The following is a 15,014-nucleotide window of genomic DNA, read 5'->3' as shown; positions in this document are numbered from 1 at the left end:
AGCGTGTTCGGGAGTGCGCAGATTCGTCCGGTAGTCCGCACCCTCGGATGACGGCGGGCGACTTCGCAGTCGTCCACGCGAAACTCGCAAAGATGCATTCTGCGGTCATCCCCCTCACCTTTTCACCCGTTCGCCCCAGGTCAAGGACCGCCTCGCCGGTAACCTCCCGCCGAATGGCCGCGGAGAGGCAACTCCCAGCGAGATCCGCATCTTTGAACGAATCCGAGCGCCTGCAGTTCGAAGAGCTTCGCTTGGGTCACTTCCAGGGCCGTACCCGCATCACAGGCGATCTGCCGGATGTCGGCCGCCCCTCGTATGGGGAGCACTTCGAGCAGGCGTGCGGCCGTCGGGTCCAGCAGGTCGCGCGCCAGGACCGGACCGCGCCGTTCGGGGGCCAGGTCGCCGATGCTGCCGACCAGTTCGACGACCTCGGCCGCGTCGGCAACCACCGCGGCCTCGCCTCTGAGCAGTTGGTGGACGCCGGCCGACAGGCTGCTGGTGACCGGGCCGGGCACGCCCATCGTGAACCGTCCCAGCTCGGAAGCCCGTCGAGCGGTGGCCAGCGAACCGCTGCGCAGCGCTGCCTCGACCACGACCGTGCCTCGGGTGAGGGCGGCGATCACACGGTTGCGCTGGATGAATCGGCTGCGGGTCGGATGATCGCCCGGCGGTAGTTCCGCGATGATCAAGCCCTGTTCGGCGATGCGCCCGAGCAGCTCGGTGTGGCCGCTCGGGTAGACGCGGTCGACGCCGGAGGCGAGGACCGCGACGGTCGCGCCGCCTGCCGCCAGTGCGCCCCGGTGCGCGGCGCCGTCCACGCCGTACGCGGCTCCGGACACCACCGACCACCCGCGCTCGGCGAGTCCGGAGCCCAAGGTGGCCGCCACGTGTGCGCCGTACTCCGTGCAGGCGCGGGCGCCGACGAGGGCGACGGAGCGCAGGGCCCACAGGCGGAGGTTCGCGGTACCTCGTACCCACAGGCCTACCGGGCGGGCATCGCCGAGGTCGTCCAGCTGGCGGGGCCACTCGTCGTCGCCGGGGCAGAGGAACCGGCCGCCGAGCGCGGCGACGGTGGCGAGGTCGGCGTCGGGCGACGCGCGCTCGGCACGTAGCCGCAGGCCCGCCACCTTTGCCGCGCCGACGCCTTCGGGCGGGTCGTCCGTGCCGAGGAGTGAGCGCCAGAGCGCCACCGGTCCCCTTCGCCGCAGCCATCTCCCGGCGACCTCGTCGCCCGGTTCCAGGACACGGGTGAGGGCTGCCCTGGCAAGGCGCTCCGGCTCGGGAACGGGGCTTGCGCCCGTTTCGGGACCGGCCGGCCCGACCGTATCTCCGTCGCCCGATGCGCTGTCGAGGAGGGTCATGATCGGCTCACCGCCAGGGGGACGCCGCGGCGGACGCCGGTGCGCAGCTCCAGGGCCCGGTCGACATCCTCGGCCGTCGGCCGGTCACGGCCCGCGAGGTCGGCCGCGGTCCAGGCGACGCGCAGTACGCGGTCCAGGCCGCGGGCGGTGAGCAGGCCGTTCTCCAGGTCGCGCTCCGCCTGGACGAGTGCGCCCGGAGCCACGGACCACCGGGTGCGCAGCTCGTGACCGGGGACTTCGTTGTTCGTGTGCCAGGGCGTGCCCTCGAAACGGTGGGCTGCGCGTTCTCTGGCGGCGCGGATCCGGTCGGCGACGGTGGCAGTGGATTCGCCGCGCGTACCCGCGACCAGTTCGCTGCGGGCGACCGGCTCGACGGCGATCCGCAGGTCGATCCGGTCCATGAGCGGCCCGGAGAGCCGTGCACGGTATCGGGTGATCGAGGAAGGGCGGCACTCGCAGCCGCCCGCGACGGTGCCGTAACGCCCGCAGGGACAGGGGTTCGCGGCCAGGACCAGCATGAAGGACGCCGGGAGCCGCATCATTCCGGCGGCGCGGGCGACCACGACGTGACCGGCTTCGAGGGGCTGGCGCAGCGCGTCGAGCACCTTGGCGCTGCATTCGGCGGCTTCGTCGACGAACAGGACGCCGCGGTGGGCGAGGGACACCGCGCCGGGGCGGGGCAGTCCGCTGCCGCCGCCCACCAGGGAGGCCATGGTGGCGGAGTGGTGCGGTGCGCAGTACGGCGGGCGGCTGACCAGCGGCTGGCCGGGCGGGAGCATGCCCGCCACCGAGTGCACCGCGGTGACCTCCAGTGACTCCTTGGGCGACAGGGGCGGCAGGAGCCCGGGGAGCCGTTCGGCGAGCATGGTCTTGCCGGCGCCGGGCGGTCCCTTCAGGAAGATGTGGTGCCGTCCGGCGGCGGCGATCTCCAGGGCGCGCCGGGCACCGTGCTGGCCTGCGACTTCCGCCAGATCCGGCGGCCGCCCCTCGGGAGCCGGTCCGGCACAGGACCCGGCTCCCGGGACGACCAGCCCGGCGAGCAGCGGGTCCGGACGGCCGGGCTCATCGGCTTCGTCCTCCTCCTCGGGGACGGGTCCGTCGGTGAGGACGGCGATGAGCTGGCGCAGGCTCCGGACGCCCAGGACGGAGACGCCCGGCACGAGCGAGGCCTCGGCGGCGGTCCGCTCGGGGACGACCACCTGGCGGTACCCCGCGTCGGCGGCGGCGAGGACAGCGGGCAGCACACCGCGTACGGGGCGCACCCGGCCGTCGAGACCGAGTTCGCCGATCATGACGAGGTCGGTGAGCTCGCGCGGGTCGATGAGTTCGGCGGCGCCCAGGACGGCGCAGGCGACGGCCAGGTCGAAGCCGCTGCCGCCCTTGGGAACGGAGGCCGGGCTGAGGCCGACGGTCAGCTTCTTCTGCGGCCACTCGGAGCCGGAGTTGACCACCGCGGCCCGCACCCGGTCGCGTGATTCGATGAGGCTCTTGTCGGGGAGGCCGACGAGGGTGAAGGCGGCGACGCCTGGTTCGAGGTCGGCCTGCACCTCGACGACGACGCCTTCGACGCCGACCAGCGCGACGGAGCACGTACGGGCGAATCCCATCAGGTCACCCCCCGTACGTGGGTCACGAGGGGCGCGCCGCGGGTGGGGAGCTGCACGCCGATCACGTCGATGCGTACGCCACCCGGGGGCGGGCCGCCGTGTGCCGCGGTCCAGTGTTCCGCGAGGAGGCACAGGCGGCGGGCCTTGGTCGGCGTGACGGCTGCCATGGGGTGTTCGTACGGGCCGGCGCGCCTGGTCTTGACCTCGCACACCACGAACGCGTCGGCCTCGGCGGCGACGATGTCGATCTCTCCGAAGCGGCAGCGCCAGTTGCGGTCGAGGATGCGCATGCCGTTGGCCGTCAGCCACCTCGTTGCGAGGTCCTCGCCGTACTGTCCGAGTCCTGAACGGCGGCTACCCGCTCGGGCGGGGCCGGCCGGGGCGCCCCGGCGCCGCGGACGCTTGCGCCGTGCCCTCGCCGATCCGGCCGATCTTGCCGATCCGGGGCCTGACCGACCCGATCCAGGGCCCGCTCGGCCCGATCCGGGGCCTGACCGACCCGATCCGGGGCCTGTCTCGTCGGGCCCGGGGGCTGTCCGGCCTGATCCAGGGTCCGCTGCACCGCTTCCGACTGCGGTGTTCTCTGCTGTGGCGTTCATCCGGCACCACCTCCGGCACCGACAGTGACGCCTCAGCCGCCAAGTATTGGATCTTGGTGGAAAACCCGACGGCTGTGCATAACCCCGTCACCCATTGGAGGGAACGAGGCCCCTCCGCGGCCGATCACGCGGAAACGGTCCCTCAGCCGCTCGGCAGTTCGAGGTCGCTCTTGTTCAGCTCCTCGATGTTCACGTCCTTGAACGTGAGTACGCGCACCTGCTTCACGAACCTGGCGGGGCGGTACATGTCCCAGACCCATGCGTCCGCCATGGAAACTTCGAAGAAGACCTCACCCTGAACGGAATGCACCTGCATCTCGTAGTCGTTGGTGAGGTAGAACCGGCGCTCGGTCTCAATCACGTATTTGAACAGCCCGACGACATCTCGGTACTCCCGGTAGAGCTTCAGCTCCATCTCGGTCTCGTACTTTTCGAGGTCCTCGGCGCTCATGGCAGATCCCCTTCAGCCGTGCGTCCCCCTATTGTGCGTCAGGCACTCTCGGTCTCCAGGACCACCGGCGCACTAGGGGGTCCTTCGTCGAGCAGTGTGCGCAGCAGCTCGGCGAGTCTGGTCGGGTACACCGTCTCATGGGATGCGGAAAGTTCCGCCACCGTCCACCATCGCAGACCCGCCACGCTGCGCCGCTCCAGCTCCGTCAGACCGCTCAGCCGGGTCACGGTGCTCCGTGTACGCGCCAGGTAGAACCACTCGTCCTGGTCCCAGCGCCGCCCGTCGAACGGGAACGAGCACTCCCGCCGCCACAGCACGGGGCCGAGCTCCGCGTCGGTGATCCCGGTTTCCTCGGCGAGCTCCCGCAGGGCCGCTTCCTCCCGGCTCTCGGCGCCCTCCAGGCCGCCGCCCGGCGTGAACCACCAGGTCCGCGACGGTTCATCCGGTTCGAATCCGTGCATCAGCAGGACCCGGTCCTCGGGGTCGAGCAGGACCACCCGGGAGACGCGTCGCAGCACCGTGCCCGTGGGTGTTCCGACCTGCTCCTCCATGCCGGTGCCCGCCTCAGATATGCCGGTGTCCGCCTCAGACACGCGTTCGCCTCCTCCGGTTCGCGATCGGCCCGTAGGCCGCTCCCCCCAGTATCAGCACCGCGCCGGCCACGATGGCCACCATGATGGGCCGCAGGGGGCCGGGCTGGGAGATGCCGCCGGGCAGGTCGGAGAAGGCCGTGGGCCGGTCCACCATGCCGAAGCTGCTGATCGGCCAGGCCTCGGCGTCCACCCGGGCGTCGACCGCGCCGCGCGGCACGGCGCCGTGATCGCCGTCCGTGAGGTGCACCCGCGAGTCCATGGAGTCGCTGCGGTGATCACCGAGGAGGAAGAGCTGCCCCTGGGGGACCTTGGCCTTGAAGCCGATGGGAGAAGCCGGACCGCTGCCCTGGAGATACGGTTCCTCGATGGGCTTGCCGTTGACGTTGAGCTTGCCGCCCCTGTCGCAGCAGGTGACCTTGTCGCCGCCGACCCCGACGACCCGCTTCACCATGGGAACGTCGCCCCACACGGAGTCCTGGAAGACGACGATGTCGCCGCGGCGCACTTCCGAGCCGTCCACCTGCTGCGCCAGAACGCGGTCCCCGGCCGCGATGGTGGGCGCCATCGAATCGGTCGGCACGGTGTAGGGCCGGTAGAGCACCGCGCCCCATATGAATCCGCCGAGGAACAGCACACAGCCGAGGGCCACCGCCAGCCCGGACAGCACACTGCCCGCGGTCCGGACGTGGCCGTCCCCCGTACGCACCCTGGTCCCGCTCATCCCGCGCTCCTGCCCCGCGGGCGAGCCCCGCGTCGAAGATCCGGGACGGCACATTACCTGGGGTTACGCGCCCCAGTCAGCCTCCGGCCGACGGCCCGATCCGGGCATCCCGGACGCCGTTGCGCAACGTCCGCCGCACATCGACGGTCCGTCCGCCGGAAGCACACACATCCCTCACCTGCGGGCTGTGCGGTCAGCCGTCGCGGGGCTCCTTGCCGGTCGCGCCCACGGCCACGTTCGCCGGCAGCTTGGCGAGCACCCGCCGGCGCCGCCACAGGACGATCGGCACCGCGCCGGCCAGGCCCAGCGCCGCCGGCGCCACGGCCATCGCCTGATTCAGGGCCGGCTGGTCGAAGGTGTCCGGCACCGGGAGCAGCGACCAGCGGTTGATCGGCCAGGCGATCGTGAACGCGCGGCCCACGACCTCGTCCTCCGACACCGTGCCGTTGCCCTTCAGGTCCTGGTGGTAGCGCGAGTCCAGGGAGTCCTGACGGTGGTCGCCCATCACCCAGATCCGGCCCTCGGGGACCTTGATGGGACCGAAGGGCTTGTCGCCGCACGGGGTGTTCCCCGCGAAGAGGTACGCGTCCTCCTTGAGCGCCGTGCCGTTGACCTTCACCGGCCCCGTGCCCTTGCACTCCACCGTGTCGCCACCGACCGCGATGACCCGCTTGATCAGGTCCTTCTCCTCCGCGGACGGCATCAGGCCGATCCAGCTGAGGACCTTCTGGACCGGATTGGGCGTCGGGGTGGGCACCTCGTTGAGCCAGCCGCCCGGGTCGTGGAACACGACGACCTCGCCGCGCTCCGGCTTCGAGCCGAACCACGGGGTGAGCTTGTCCACCAGCACCCGGTCACCGCGCTGCAGGGTGTTCTGCATCGAGTCGGACGGGATCGAGAACGCCTGCACCAGGAACGTCTTGATGACCAACGCCAGGGCCAGCGCGATGAGGATGAGGAGCGGCAGCTCCTTCCAGAAGGAACGCGGCTTTTTCTCCGTCGTCACGCCGCCGTTCTCCTCTTCCCGCTCCTGTCGCGCGTCCCGCGGCTGCTGCTCCTGATGCGCCGCGTCCGCCTCGGGGGACCTACCGCGCCCCTCTGGTTCTTCGGGCTCTTCGGTTCCGGACCGTGCGCCGACCGCCAAGTCCCCCACATTCACTCCTTACTCCAAGCCGCTGCCTGCTCGTCAAACGGTGCAGGCCCACCACTCCCATAACGAGCGGGAGTTCCGCAGGGGTCGGGAGTACGGTCAAACCTTCGGGTGACAGCCTATGCGGCACCGATGCCTGCGTCGCCGGTGCACCCGGCGCGTCGCGCACAGAAGCGTATGTATCGGGCTCTTCCAGGCGCCGCCAGTGACCGAACGGCCAGGCGATCACGACGGCGCGGCCGACGACGCTGCTCTCCGCCACGGTGCCGCGGTACGGCTCGTCCAGGTGGTAGCGGGAGTCGGCGGAGTTGGACCGGTGGTCGCCCATCATGAACAGCCGTCCGATCGGCACGGTGACCTCGAACTTCAGCTGCGAGGGCGGGTTGCCCGGGTGGATGTAGGGCTCGCTCAGGGGCGTGCCGTTGACGGTGACCCGGCCGTTCTTGTCGCAGCACTTGACGGTGTCGCCGCCGACCGCGACCACGCGCTTGATCAGGTCCTGCTCGTCCGCCGACGGCAGCAGCCCAATGAAGGTGAGCGCTTCCTTGATCTGCTTCACGCCCACCGGGTCGTCGGCCACGGCGGTGCGTTCCCCCGCCAGCCAGCGGTTCGGGTCCTTGAAGACGACCACGTCCCCGCGCTGCGGCTTCGAGCCGAACCACGGGGTCAGCTTGTCGACGAGCACCCGGTCGCCGATCTTGATGGTCTGCTCCATGGAGCCCGACGGGATCACGAAGGCCTGTACGAGGAAGGTCTTCAGGACCAGCGCGATCGCCAGCGCCACCCCGATCAGGATCGGGATCTCCTTCAGGTACGAGCGTTGCCTGCGCCTCTTGATGCGCTTGGCCTGACGCCTCCGTTCGGCCCGGCCGCCGGTGGCCGGCAGGGTCGTACGCGTCGCCGAGCCGCTCGTCCGGACGTCGGCCTCGTAGGGGTCGGCACCGGACGCCCCGAAGTCGTGCGTACCGGCCGCTCCGAAGTCGTGCGCGCCGGGCACATCGAAGTCATGCGTGCCGGCCGATCCGAAGTCGTGCGCGCCGTCCGCCCCGGAGGCGTACGCGTCCGGGCCGCGCCCTTCTTGTGGTGCGCCTTCCCGATGGTGTCCGTGGCGCGGGCGCCCTCTGTTACCCATGCGCCCCTGCCGGTTCCGGTATGCCGTCGAACGCGTGGGCCCCCTTCAGGGACGTCCAGCGGCCCACGGGCCAGCCGATCCAGTCGGCGCGGCCGATCACCTTGTCCAGCGGTACGGTGCCGCCGCCCGGGTCTCCCAGGTGATCGCGGGAGTCGCTCGACCTGGCGCGGTGGTCGCCCATGACCCACAGCTTCCCTTCGGGGACGACCACGTCGAAGGGCACGTCCGAAGCGCTGTCCCCGGGATGGAGATAGGGCTCGTCCACCGGTTTGCCGTTCACCTTGATCCGCCCCCGTTTGTCGCAGCAGGTCACCCGGTCCCCGCCGACGCCGATCACGCGCTTGATGTAGTCCGTCTCCGCGGCCGGTACGAGTCCGACCGCGGCACCGGCGCCACGCAGCAGCCCCGTCACCGGGTTTCCCGCCGGCGCCTCCTGGACGAATGATCCGGTGCCGTCGAAGACGACGGCGTCCCCCCGGCGGGGCTCGTCGCCGAACCGGTACGCCAGCTTGTTCACCAGCACCCGGTCGCCGACCTGGAGGGTGTTCTCCATCGAGGAGCTGGGAATCAGGAACGGCTGGACGACGAAGGCGCTCAGCAGCCCCACGAACGCCAGGCAGGCCAGCACCAGCAGCACGGGCCCGCGCCGCAGCGGAGGACGCGTCCCGGCCTCCTCACGGCCTTCCTCGCGGCCCTCCCCGGGCTCCCCCGACGCGCCCTCGCCGGCCGTCCCGGCGGGCCGCTCACCGGCCCGCTGCCACCGCCGGAAAAAACGCGCGGAGCGCGACCCCTGCTCCGCCCCCTGGTCGGGGGCAGGAGAGGAGTCGCGCTCCGGAAGCGTTGAAGGCTGTGCGTCGGTGTCCATCGAGCCCAGAGCCTAACCGGCCGGGCCGTAAGGACACCGTACGGCTGGTCAGCTCTCGCGCTTCTCCTTGATCTTGGCGGCCTTGCCGCGCAGCTCGCGGAGGTAGTACAGCTTGGCGCGACGGACGTCACCGCGGGTCACGACCTCGATCTTCTCGACGATCGGGGTGTGCACCGGGAAGGTGCGCTCGACGCCGACGGAGAAGCTGACCTTGCGGACCGTGAAGGTCTCGCGCACGCCGGCGCCCTGGCGGCGGATGACAACGCCCTTGAACTGCTGCACACGGGAGCGGTTGCCCTCGATGACGCGGACGTGGACGTTGACGGTGTCACCCGGGCGGAACGCGGGGACGTCGCTGCGCAGCGACGCGGCGTCGACGGAGTCGAGAAGGTGCATGACCTACTGCTTTCTTCGCTGATGCCACAGGTCATCAGCGGGATTCGTGATGATGTTTCGGAGACCGAACGAGAGCGTTCGGGTGCCGGTCCGCCGGGCGGGCGTCGTTCCCCCTGTGGCAGGGGCGCACGCCGGACGCACAGCAGCGGCCTATTCTTCCACGGGCTCGGTCGTCCGCCCAAATCGGCCGTCCGGCCCGGGGCCCCACCCCAGGATGGAGAGGATTTCGCGGTCCTTCTTGTCGAAGGCGGCGGGGTCGGCGCGTTCGATCAGGTCCGGGCGGTTCCGGTCCGTACGGCGGAAGGCCTCGTCCCGCCGCCAGCGGGCGATCTTCCCGTGGTGGCCGCTGACCAGCACCTCGGGGATGCCACGGCCGCGCCACTCCGGGGGCTTGGTGTAGACGGGCCCCTCAAGGAGGTCGGCCATGGCGCCGGGGGCGAAGGAGTCGTCCTGATGAGAGGCCGCGTTGCCGAGCACCCCCGGGAGGAGCCGGGCAATGGCCTCGACCATGACCAGTACGGGGGCCTCGCCGCCGGCCAGCACGTAGTCGCCGATGGAGACCTCACGGACGTCCAGGCTGTCGCCGTACTCCTCGATGACGCGGCGGTCGATGCCTTCGTAGCGGGCGGGGGTGAACACCAGCCAGGGCTTCTCGGACAGCTCGACGGCGAGCTGCTGGGTGAAGGACCGGCCGCTGGGCGTCGGAACGACGAGCACCGGCTTGTCCTCGCCCTCGCCCGACGCGATGACCGAGTCCAGCGCCTCGCCCCACGGCTCGGGCTTCATGACCATGCCGGGGCCGCCGCCGTACGGGGTGTCGTCCACGGTGTTGTGCTTGTCGTGCGTGAACTCGCGCAGGTCGTGAATGCGTACGTCCAGCTGGCCACGGGCCCGCGCCTTGCCGACCAGGGAGACATTCAGCGGTTCGAGGTACTCGGGGAAGATCGTGACGACGTCGAGGCGCATGTCAGGCGTCCTCACCGCGCGAGGGCCGATCGCCTTCGGGGGCACGGTCCTGCTCGGACCCGCCGGTCGGGCCCGCTTCGTCCGCCGCGTCCCGGCTGGAGGCGACCTCGGCCCGCTCCTCGTCCAGCAGCCCCGGCGGCGGGGTGATCACCGCGCGCTGCTCCTCCAGGTCGATCTCGGGCACGATCTCCGTGACGAACGGGATCATGACCTCGCTGCCGTCGGGGCGCTCGACGACCAGCAGGTCGTGGTAGGGCAGGTGCGAGACCTCGGTGATGCGGCCGACCTCGGTGCCGTCCGCGGTGACCACGTCGAGGTCGACGAGCTGGTGGTCGTAGAACTCCTCGGGATCCTCCGGCAGGACCTCGGGGTCCACCTCGGCAATCAGGAGGGTGTTGCGCAGCGCTTCTGCAGCGGTGCGGTCCTTCACACCCTCGAAGCGCAGCAGCAGCCGCCCACTGTGCACACGACCGGTCTCAATGGTCAGCGGGCCGGTGGACGCGGGGTCGGTGGCTAGCACCGCGCCCGGCGCGAGCCGCAGCTCGGGCTCGTCCGTGCGCACCTCCACCGTGACCTCGCCCTTGATCCCGTGGGCACGCCCGATCCGCGCGACAACCAGCTGCACGATTGCGCCTTGCCTTTCCTTGCGGCTCATCCACCGCCGCTCGCGCGGAGGTGGCTCTCGCCATCGTGGTTCCTCAATGAATGGTTGCGGTGGCCGAAACGCCGCCGCAAAACAGCACGGGCCGGGACGGGCCGAAGCCCACCCCGGCCCGTGCCGGTGTTCCGATGCTCAGCGGACCTGGTCCACGTCGACGAGGTCGACGCGGATGCCGCGGCCGCCGAGGGCACCCACGACCGTACGCAGAGCGCGCGCGGTGCGGCCGTTGCGGCCGATCACCTTGCCGAGGTCGTCCGGGTGCACCCGGACCTCCAGGACGCGCCCACGACGCAGATTGCGCGAGGCGACCTGCACGTCGTCGGGGTTGTCAACGATGCCTTTAACGAGGTGCTCAAGAGCCTCCTCGAGCATGCTCAGGCCTCGGTCGACTCGGACTTGGCCGTCTCGGCCTCGGCCTCGTCCGCCTTCTTGTCAGCCTTCTTGGCCTTGGGGGTGATGGCCTCACCCTTGGGCTCGTCACCGGCGTCCTTGGCAGCGGCCTCGAAGAGGGCGCGCTTGTCGGCCTTGGGCTCGGCGACCTTCATCGGGGCCGGGGCGGGCAGGCCCTTGAACTTCTGCCAGTCGCCGGTGACCTTGAGGATGGCCGCGACGGGCTCGGTCGGCTGCGCGCCGACACCCAGCCAGTACTGGACGCGCTCGGAGTCGACCTCGATGCGCGAGGGGTTCTGCACCGGGTGGTACAGGCCGATCTCCTCGATGGCCCGGCCGTCACGGCGGGTGCGGGAGTCGGCAACGACGATGCGGTAGTGAGGCGAACGGATCTTGCCCAGACGCTTCAGCTTGATCTTGACTGCCACGGGAGTGGTGTCTCCTGGTGTTGACGTGGTTGGGCACAACGAGATGCCACGTGGGGTTGCGGTACCCGAGTGCCCGATGGACGCGTCAGCCGGAGGAGAGAGGGGTCCTGTGCGACTGTCGAGTACAGCTAGTCATTGTGCCATACGAGCGTGGGGCGGCCGACCTCGGGCACCTCACCACCGCTCCGGCCGGGCGGGACCGCACCCCGCCCCTCGGGGCCTCGGCCGGCCGCGGGTCTCGCGGGCGGCCGGCCTGGGCACCTCGGTCAGCCGACCGCGGCCACCTCGGGGATACGGAACGGCTTGCCGCAGCCGCCGCACATGATGGGGGCCTGGGCGAGCACGGAGGGGACGACCCGGACGTTGCGTCCGCAGTCGCAGACGGCCTTGACCCGTACGCCGCCACCGGAGGAGCCGTGCCGCGCCGCCGGGCCGCGGAAGCTCCGGCTGCTGTCGGCAGCGGTGGCGACGGTGTGCGCTTTGAGGGCTCTGCCGAGCCGCTCGATGGTGGGGCGGTACCGCCTTCTGGCGTCGGGGTTGAGCGTGACCAGGGAGAAGCCACTGCTGGGATGCGGCTCGTCCGCGTGGTCCAGGCCCAGCTCCTCGGCGATCGCCAGGAAACGGCGGTTGTGGTAGCGACCGGCGCGTGAGGTGTCGCGGACGCCGCGGGAGGCGGCGATGCCGTGCACGGCCTCATGGAGCAGCCGTTCGAAGGAGAGGTCGGCGCCACAGGCGGACGAGGACTCTCCGATCAGGGATTCGGGCGCGGCCAAATCCGGCAGCTCGGGATGGTGCCGTTGAATGTCGGCCCAAGCGAGCGCCAGCTCGGCGGCGAGAACAGGTGTCGTGCTCACGTCGTGACAACGAGCCGGTGCCGCTCAGTGTTCCGATTCCGGGGCATCCCAAATAATTTGCACGTACCGGTCAGTTTCCGCTCATGCGCCGCACGGAGGGCGGGTGCGCAGTTCTCCGGAGGAGACGCGCACCGGGTACCTGGTCGGCACGTATCGGGGCGTACGTCCGGCGCACTCCGAGGGATGGACGGCACCCGGGCTTCTTCGCGCCCGGCACCCCACGAGCCCCGAGGCAGCGGCCCCGCCTCAAGGGCGACCGATGATCACCGCGATGCTACCCGTGCCGTCACGACCGCACGGAACCGCCCCGTCCACAGCACCCCGGACGTCCTACGGCCGGGGGGTACGAGAGGACGTACGCCACCCGGGTGACGGCCGTAACGAAGCGCCCGAACGGCGCAGGACCACAGTCACCTCCGCCTCCGCACCCGACCGGGTGGCGCTCGGAGGGCGCAAACGGGGGCGCGCGGTAGACAACCGGGCGCAACCCCTGGACTCTGGGATCGATGGGGGGTTGTCTGGATCGGGGGGCACAGCGCAACAAATCGGGGGCGGAAGACCATTTCCCAAGCTCGGGCTCTCGGCGGATAGGGGCGCTTTCCATGACACCCACGCTCGTACAGCACGGCCTCCAGCGTTCCGGCCCTTCTGGTCACCCGGTACCGGACGGCTCCGGTTCGGGGGCGCGCGCCCGCGACTGGGCCGAAATCCAGGAACGGATGCTGGTGCCGCTGTATGAGGCCGTTTATCAGCGCCTGGACGTCGGCCCGCACACCCGACTGCTCGCGCTGGGCTGCGGTTCGGGGCTCGCTCTCCTCATGGCGGCCACCCGAGGCGCGCAGGTGAGCGGGGTGGACGAGGACGAGCCGCGGCTGCGGCTGGCCCGCGAGCGGCTGACGCCCCAGCCGGACGCGAGCGCCGCCTCCGCAGGGTCCGCCGCCCGCCTGGCCCGCGGCGGCCCCGAGCGCATGGACGCCCCGGAGCGGGGCCGCTTCAACATGGTGACGGCGTTCCATCCGGCGGGCTGCGCCGGCAGCGTCGAAGGGCTGGTGTCCTCCCTGCAGACGGCGACGGCCCTCGCCGAACGCGGCAGTCCCGTGGTGCTCGGTGGCTGGGGCCCGTTCGAGCGGTGCGCGACGGCCGGCGTACTCCGAGTGGCGCAACGCCTCGCGGATCCGTCCGTCTCCCTCGACCGGACGGCCTCGCCCGGCTCGCCCGGAGCGGGCAGCTGGCGGCCGAGCGGCCGGGACGACCTGGAGGAGCTGGCCGGGCGCGCGGGGCTGCGACCCGACGGCTCGGGCCGGGTGGCCTGCCCGTTCGGGTACGCCGACATGCCGAGTGCGATGCGCGGGCTGTTGTCGACGGGCATGTTCGACGCCGCACTGGAGGTCGCCGATCCGGCGCAGGTGGAGAAGGAGCTGTCCGAAGCGCTGCATCCGTACCAGCGCGCGGACGGCACGGTCTGGATGCCGAACGTCTTCCGCTATCTGATCGCGCGTACGCGCTGAGCACGGCCCGGCCGCGACACCGGTCACGCGCCGAGTGCGGCCCGGCCGCGGCGCCGGTTGCTCTGCCGCAGCCGCGGAAGGGGGCGGGCGTCGTTCGCCGGGCACCCACGGCACGGCACCAATGAGCAGCCGGGTGCCGCCCCGCGCATGCGCCCTTTCCCGCACCCACTCGCGCGGGAAAACATCTTGGCAAAATCCAGAATCCTGGTTACTGTCATTTGCGTGAACAGTGTTGACGAGCGGTTCCTCACTCGCAACGGACTGGCTGCCCGGCAGCTCGCGGTCCTGCTGCTCAATCATGACGAGGACACCCGCCTTCCGCGCGTCCGCGACTTCGCCGAGGAGCTCGGCGTCGGCAACGGCACGGTCCAGGCCGCCCTCCAGATGCTGGAGGAGGCCGGCGCGATCGAGACCGTCGCCCGCGGCCACCTCGGCACCTTCCTCGTACGGGCCGACCGGAACATACTGTGGCGCCTGTCCGGACTGGGCACACTGCTCGCCGCCATGCCGCTCCCCTATTCACGACGGTACGAGGGTCTGGCCACCGGGCTGCGCACGGCATTCGAAGGCGCCGGCGCCCCGTTCGCCATCACGTTCATGCGCGGTGCGGCCACCCGCGTCGAGGCCCTGCTGGAGAGCAAGGTCGACCTGGTGGTGCTCTCCCGGTTCGCCGCCGACCGGTTCCTCGACGAACTCCCGCTGGAGCTGGTCGCCGATCTCGGCCCGGCCACGTACGTCGGCGCGCACGGCCTGCTGCTGCGGCACGGCGTCGATCCGGAGACGCCGGGACTGCGCGTGGCGGTCGACTCCGCGTCCGAGGATCTCCGGATGCTGGCCGCGCGCGCGTTCGCCGGGCGCGACGACATCCAATGGGTGGAGTCCTCCTACATGCAACTGCGGGATCTGTTCGCACGCGGCGAGGTGGACGCCACGGTATGGAACCTCGACGAGGCCCAGGACCACCTCGGGCCGGACGTCGACGTACAGCCGCTGGGCGATGAGATCACCCGTGATCTGGCGCTCCGCAACTCCAGCGCCGCGCTCATAGGGCGTGCGCAGAGCGCGGGAGCCCTGAGCGCGGTGCGGGACGGGGTCGACCTCTCCCTCGTCACCGATCTGCAGAGGGAGGTACTGCGCGGCGAGCGCATGCCCTCGTACTGACCTCGGAGCGGCGGCACCACGGAGAAAGCGGGCTGCCGCCACCCCGCGCCAGGCGTGGTTCCGCCACTGCCACGCCCGGCATCCATCGAACAAAGCGTCAATCAGAGCGAGCTTCACTCACTCATTCGAAAAAGAGAGCCCACGACTCTCGTCAATATCCAGAATCCTGGT

General features: G+C 71.0%; 16 protein-coding genes and 1 pseudogene. 2 read left to right on the top strand and 15 right to left on the bottom strand.

What is annotated here, in order from left to right:
* Positions 1-140: 140 nt before the first annotated feature.
* The 15 genes and pseudogenes from dprA to ACIGQF_RS17275 form a co-directional block, all read right to left on the bottom strand.
* Positions 141-1,361 carry a DNA-processing protein DprA gene (gene dprA / locus ACIGQF_RS17345; RefSeq protein ID WP_399710774.1) on the bottom strand — a complete coding sequence of 407 codons (1,221 nt, stop codon included), beginning with the start codon at positions 1,359-1,361 and terminating at the stop codon, positions 141-143.
* Positions 1,358-2,968 carry a YifB family Mg chelatase-like AAA ATPase gene (locus ACIGQF_RS17340; RefSeq protein ID WP_399710771.1) on the bottom strand — a complete coding sequence of 537 codons (1,611 nt, stop codon included), beginning with the start codon at positions 2,966-2,968 and terminating at the stop codon, positions 1,358-1,360. Before ACIGQF_RS17340 ends, dprA begins: the two co-directional genes overlap by 4 nt.
* Positions 2,968-3,318, bottom strand: a pseudogene (locus ACIGQF_RS17335) (YraN family protein); the annotation flags it as partial. The gene ACIGQF_RS17340 and the pseudogene ACIGQF_RS17335, both read right to left, overlap by 1 nt.
* A gap of 391 nt (positions 3,319-3,709) precedes the next feature.
* Positions 3,710-4,018, bottom strand: coding sequence for a DUF2469 domain-containing protein (locus ACIGQF_RS17330; RefSeq protein WP_003993268.1), 309 nt, complete (start codon positions 4,016-4,018; stop codon positions 3,710-3,712).
* Between the two features lie 38 nt (positions 4,019-4,056).
* Complete coding sequence (locus ACIGQF_RS17325) at positions 4,057-4,569, bottom strand: NUDIX hydrolase (protein WP_399710994.1); 513 nt, start codon at positions 4,567-4,569, stop codon at positions 4,057-4,059.
* Between the two features lie 34 nt (positions 4,570-4,603).
* A complete protein-coding gene (gene lepB, locus ACIGQF_RS17320) occupies positions 4,604-5,332 on the bottom strand; it encodes a signal peptidase I (RefSeq protein ID WP_399710769.1) in 729 nt (242 codons plus the stop codon).
* Positions 5,333-5,525: 193 nt separating this feature from the next.
* Positions 5,526-6,485, bottom strand: a complete 960-nt coding sequence (lepB, locus tag ACIGQF_RS17315; protein ID WP_399710767.1) for a signal peptidase I — start codon at positions 6,483-6,485, stop codon at positions 5,526-5,528.
* Positions 6,418-7,614 (bottom strand): signal peptidase I, encoded by a 1,197-nt coding sequence (lepB, locus tag ACIGQF_RS17310; RefSeq protein ID WP_399710765.1) that lies wholly within the window; start codon positions 7,612-7,614, stop codon positions 6,418-6,420. The genes lepB (ACIGQF_RS17315) and lepB (ACIGQF_RS17310) overlap by 68 nt, the downstream gene beginning before the upstream one ends.
* Positions 7,607-8,479 carry a signal peptidase I gene (gene lepB / locus ACIGQF_RS17305; protein WP_399710763.1) on the bottom strand — a complete coding sequence of 291 codons (873 nt, stop codon included), beginning with the start codon at positions 8,477-8,479 and terminating at the stop codon, positions 7,607-7,609. Before lepB (ACIGQF_RS17305) ends, lepB (ACIGQF_RS17310) begins: the two co-directional genes overlap by 8 nt.
* Before the next feature lie 48 nt (positions 8,480-8,527).
* Positions 8,528-8,875: a 50S ribosomal protein L19 gene (gene rplS, locus ACIGQF_RS17300; protein WP_361556245.1), complete on the bottom strand. Its 348-nt coding sequence runs from the start codon at positions 8,873-8,875 to the stop codon at positions 8,528-8,530.
* Between the two features lie 150 nt (positions 8,876-9,025).
* The gene (trmD, locus tag ACIGQF_RS17295; RefSeq protein ID WP_399710760.1) at positions 9,026-9,841 is read right to left on the bottom strand and encodes a tRNA (guanosine(37)-N1)-methyltransferase TrmD; all 816 of its coding nucleotides are present in this window, start codon (positions 9,839-9,841) and stop codon (positions 9,026-9,028) included.
* A gap of 1 nt (position 9,842) precedes the next feature.
* The gene (gene rimM / locus ACIGQF_RS17290) at positions 9,843-10,466 is read right to left on the bottom strand and encodes a ribosome maturation factor RimM (protein WP_399710758.1); all 624 of its coding nucleotides are present in this window, start codon (positions 10,464-10,466) and stop codon (positions 9,843-9,845) included.
* A 168-nt stretch (positions 10,467-10,634) separates the two neighbouring features.
* Complete coding sequence (locus tag ACIGQF_RS17285; RefSeq protein ID WP_030267150.1) at positions 10,635-10,874, bottom strand: RNA-binding protein; 240 nt, start codon at positions 10,872-10,874, stop codon at positions 10,635-10,637.
* Positions 10,875-10,876: 2 nt separating this feature from the next.
* Positions 10,877-11,320, bottom strand: a complete 444-nt coding sequence (gene rpsP / locus ACIGQF_RS17280) for a 30S ribosomal protein S16 (RefSeq protein WP_030267147.1) — start codon at positions 11,318-11,320, stop codon at positions 10,877-10,879.
* Positions 11,321-11,586: 266 nt separating this feature from the next.
* A complete protein-coding gene (locus ACIGQF_RS17275) occupies positions 11,587-12,174 on the bottom strand; it encodes a hypothetical protein (protein WP_361556234.1) in 588 nt (195 codons plus the stop codon).
* Positions 12,175-12,776: 602 nt separating this feature from the next.
* Here ACIGQF_RS17275 and ACIGQF_RS17270 point away from each other — a divergent pair.
* Together ACIGQF_RS17270 and yhfZ are read left to right on the top strand one after the other, a co-directional pair.
* A complete protein-coding gene (locus tag ACIGQF_RS17270; RefSeq protein ID WP_399710755.1) occupies positions 12,777-13,682 on the top strand; it encodes a class I SAM-dependent methyltransferase in 906 nt (301 codons plus the stop codon).
* 222 nt (positions 13,683-13,904) lie between these two features.
* The gene (yhfZ, locus tag ACIGQF_RS17265; protein WP_399710753.1) at positions 13,905-14,843 is read left to right on the top strand and encodes a GntR family transcriptional regulator YhfZ; all 939 of its coding nucleotides are present in this window, start codon (positions 13,905-13,907) and stop codon (positions 14,841-14,843) included.
* Positions 14,844-15,014 lie beyond the last annotated feature (171 nt).

The sequence above is a fragment of the Streptomyces sp. NPDC053560 genome (assembly GCF_044544605.1).
In the GTDB taxonomy this organism is placed as follows: Bacteria; Actinomycetota; Actinomycetes; order Streptomycetales; family Streptomycetaceae; genus Streptomyces.
The sequence above is the reverse complement of the archived record's forward strand: the minus strand, read 5'-3'. Positions and strand labels throughout refer to the sequence as shown.

Excerpts from the sequence above, each read along its gene's own strand:
- ACIGQF_RS17340 (WP_399710771.1), bottom strand. The coding sequence starts at position 2,968 with ATGGGATTCGCCCGTACGTGCTCCGTCGCGCTGGTCGGCGTCGAAGGC.
- ACIGQF_RS17325 (WP_399710994.1), bottom strand. The coding sequence starts at position 4,569 with ATGGAGGAGCAGGTCGGAACACCCACGGGCACGGTGCTGCGACGCGTC.
- ACIGQF_RS17330 (WP_003993268.1), bottom strand. The coding sequence starts at position 4,018 with ATGAGCGCCGAGGACCTCGAAAAGTACGAGACCGAGATGGAGCTGAAG.
- dprA (WP_399710774.1), bottom strand. The coding sequence starts at position 1,361 with ATGACCCTCCTCGACAGCGCATCGGGCGACGGAGATACGGTCGGGCCG.
- rplS (WP_361556245.1), bottom strand. The coding sequence starts at position 8,875 with ATGCACCTTCTCGACTCCGTCGACGCCGCGTCGCTGCGCAGCGACGTC.
- lepB (WP_399710769.1), bottom strand. The coding sequence starts at position 5,332 with ATGAGCGGGACCAGGGTGCGTACGGGGGACGGCCACGTCCGGACCGCG.
- ACIGQF_RS17285 (WP_030267150.1), bottom strand. The coding sequence starts at position 10,874 with ATGCTCGAGGAGGCTCTTGAGCACCTCGTTAAAGGCATCGTTGACAAC.
- lepB (WP_399710763.1), bottom strand. The coding sequence starts at position 8,479 with ATGGACACCGACGCACAGCCTTCAACGCTTCCGGAGCGCGACTCCTCT.
- lepB (WP_399710765.1), bottom strand. The coding sequence starts at position 7,614 with ATGGGTAACAGAGGGCGCCCGCGCCACGGACACCATCGGGAAGGCGCA.
- ACIGQF_RS17270 (WP_399710755.1), top strand. The coding sequence starts at position 12,777 with ATGACACCCACGCTCGTACAGCACGGCCTCCAGCGTTCCGGCCCTTCT.
- trmD (WP_399710760.1), bottom strand. The coding sequence starts at position 9,841 with ATGCGCCTCGACGTCGTCACGATCTTCCCCGAGTACCTCGAACCGCTG.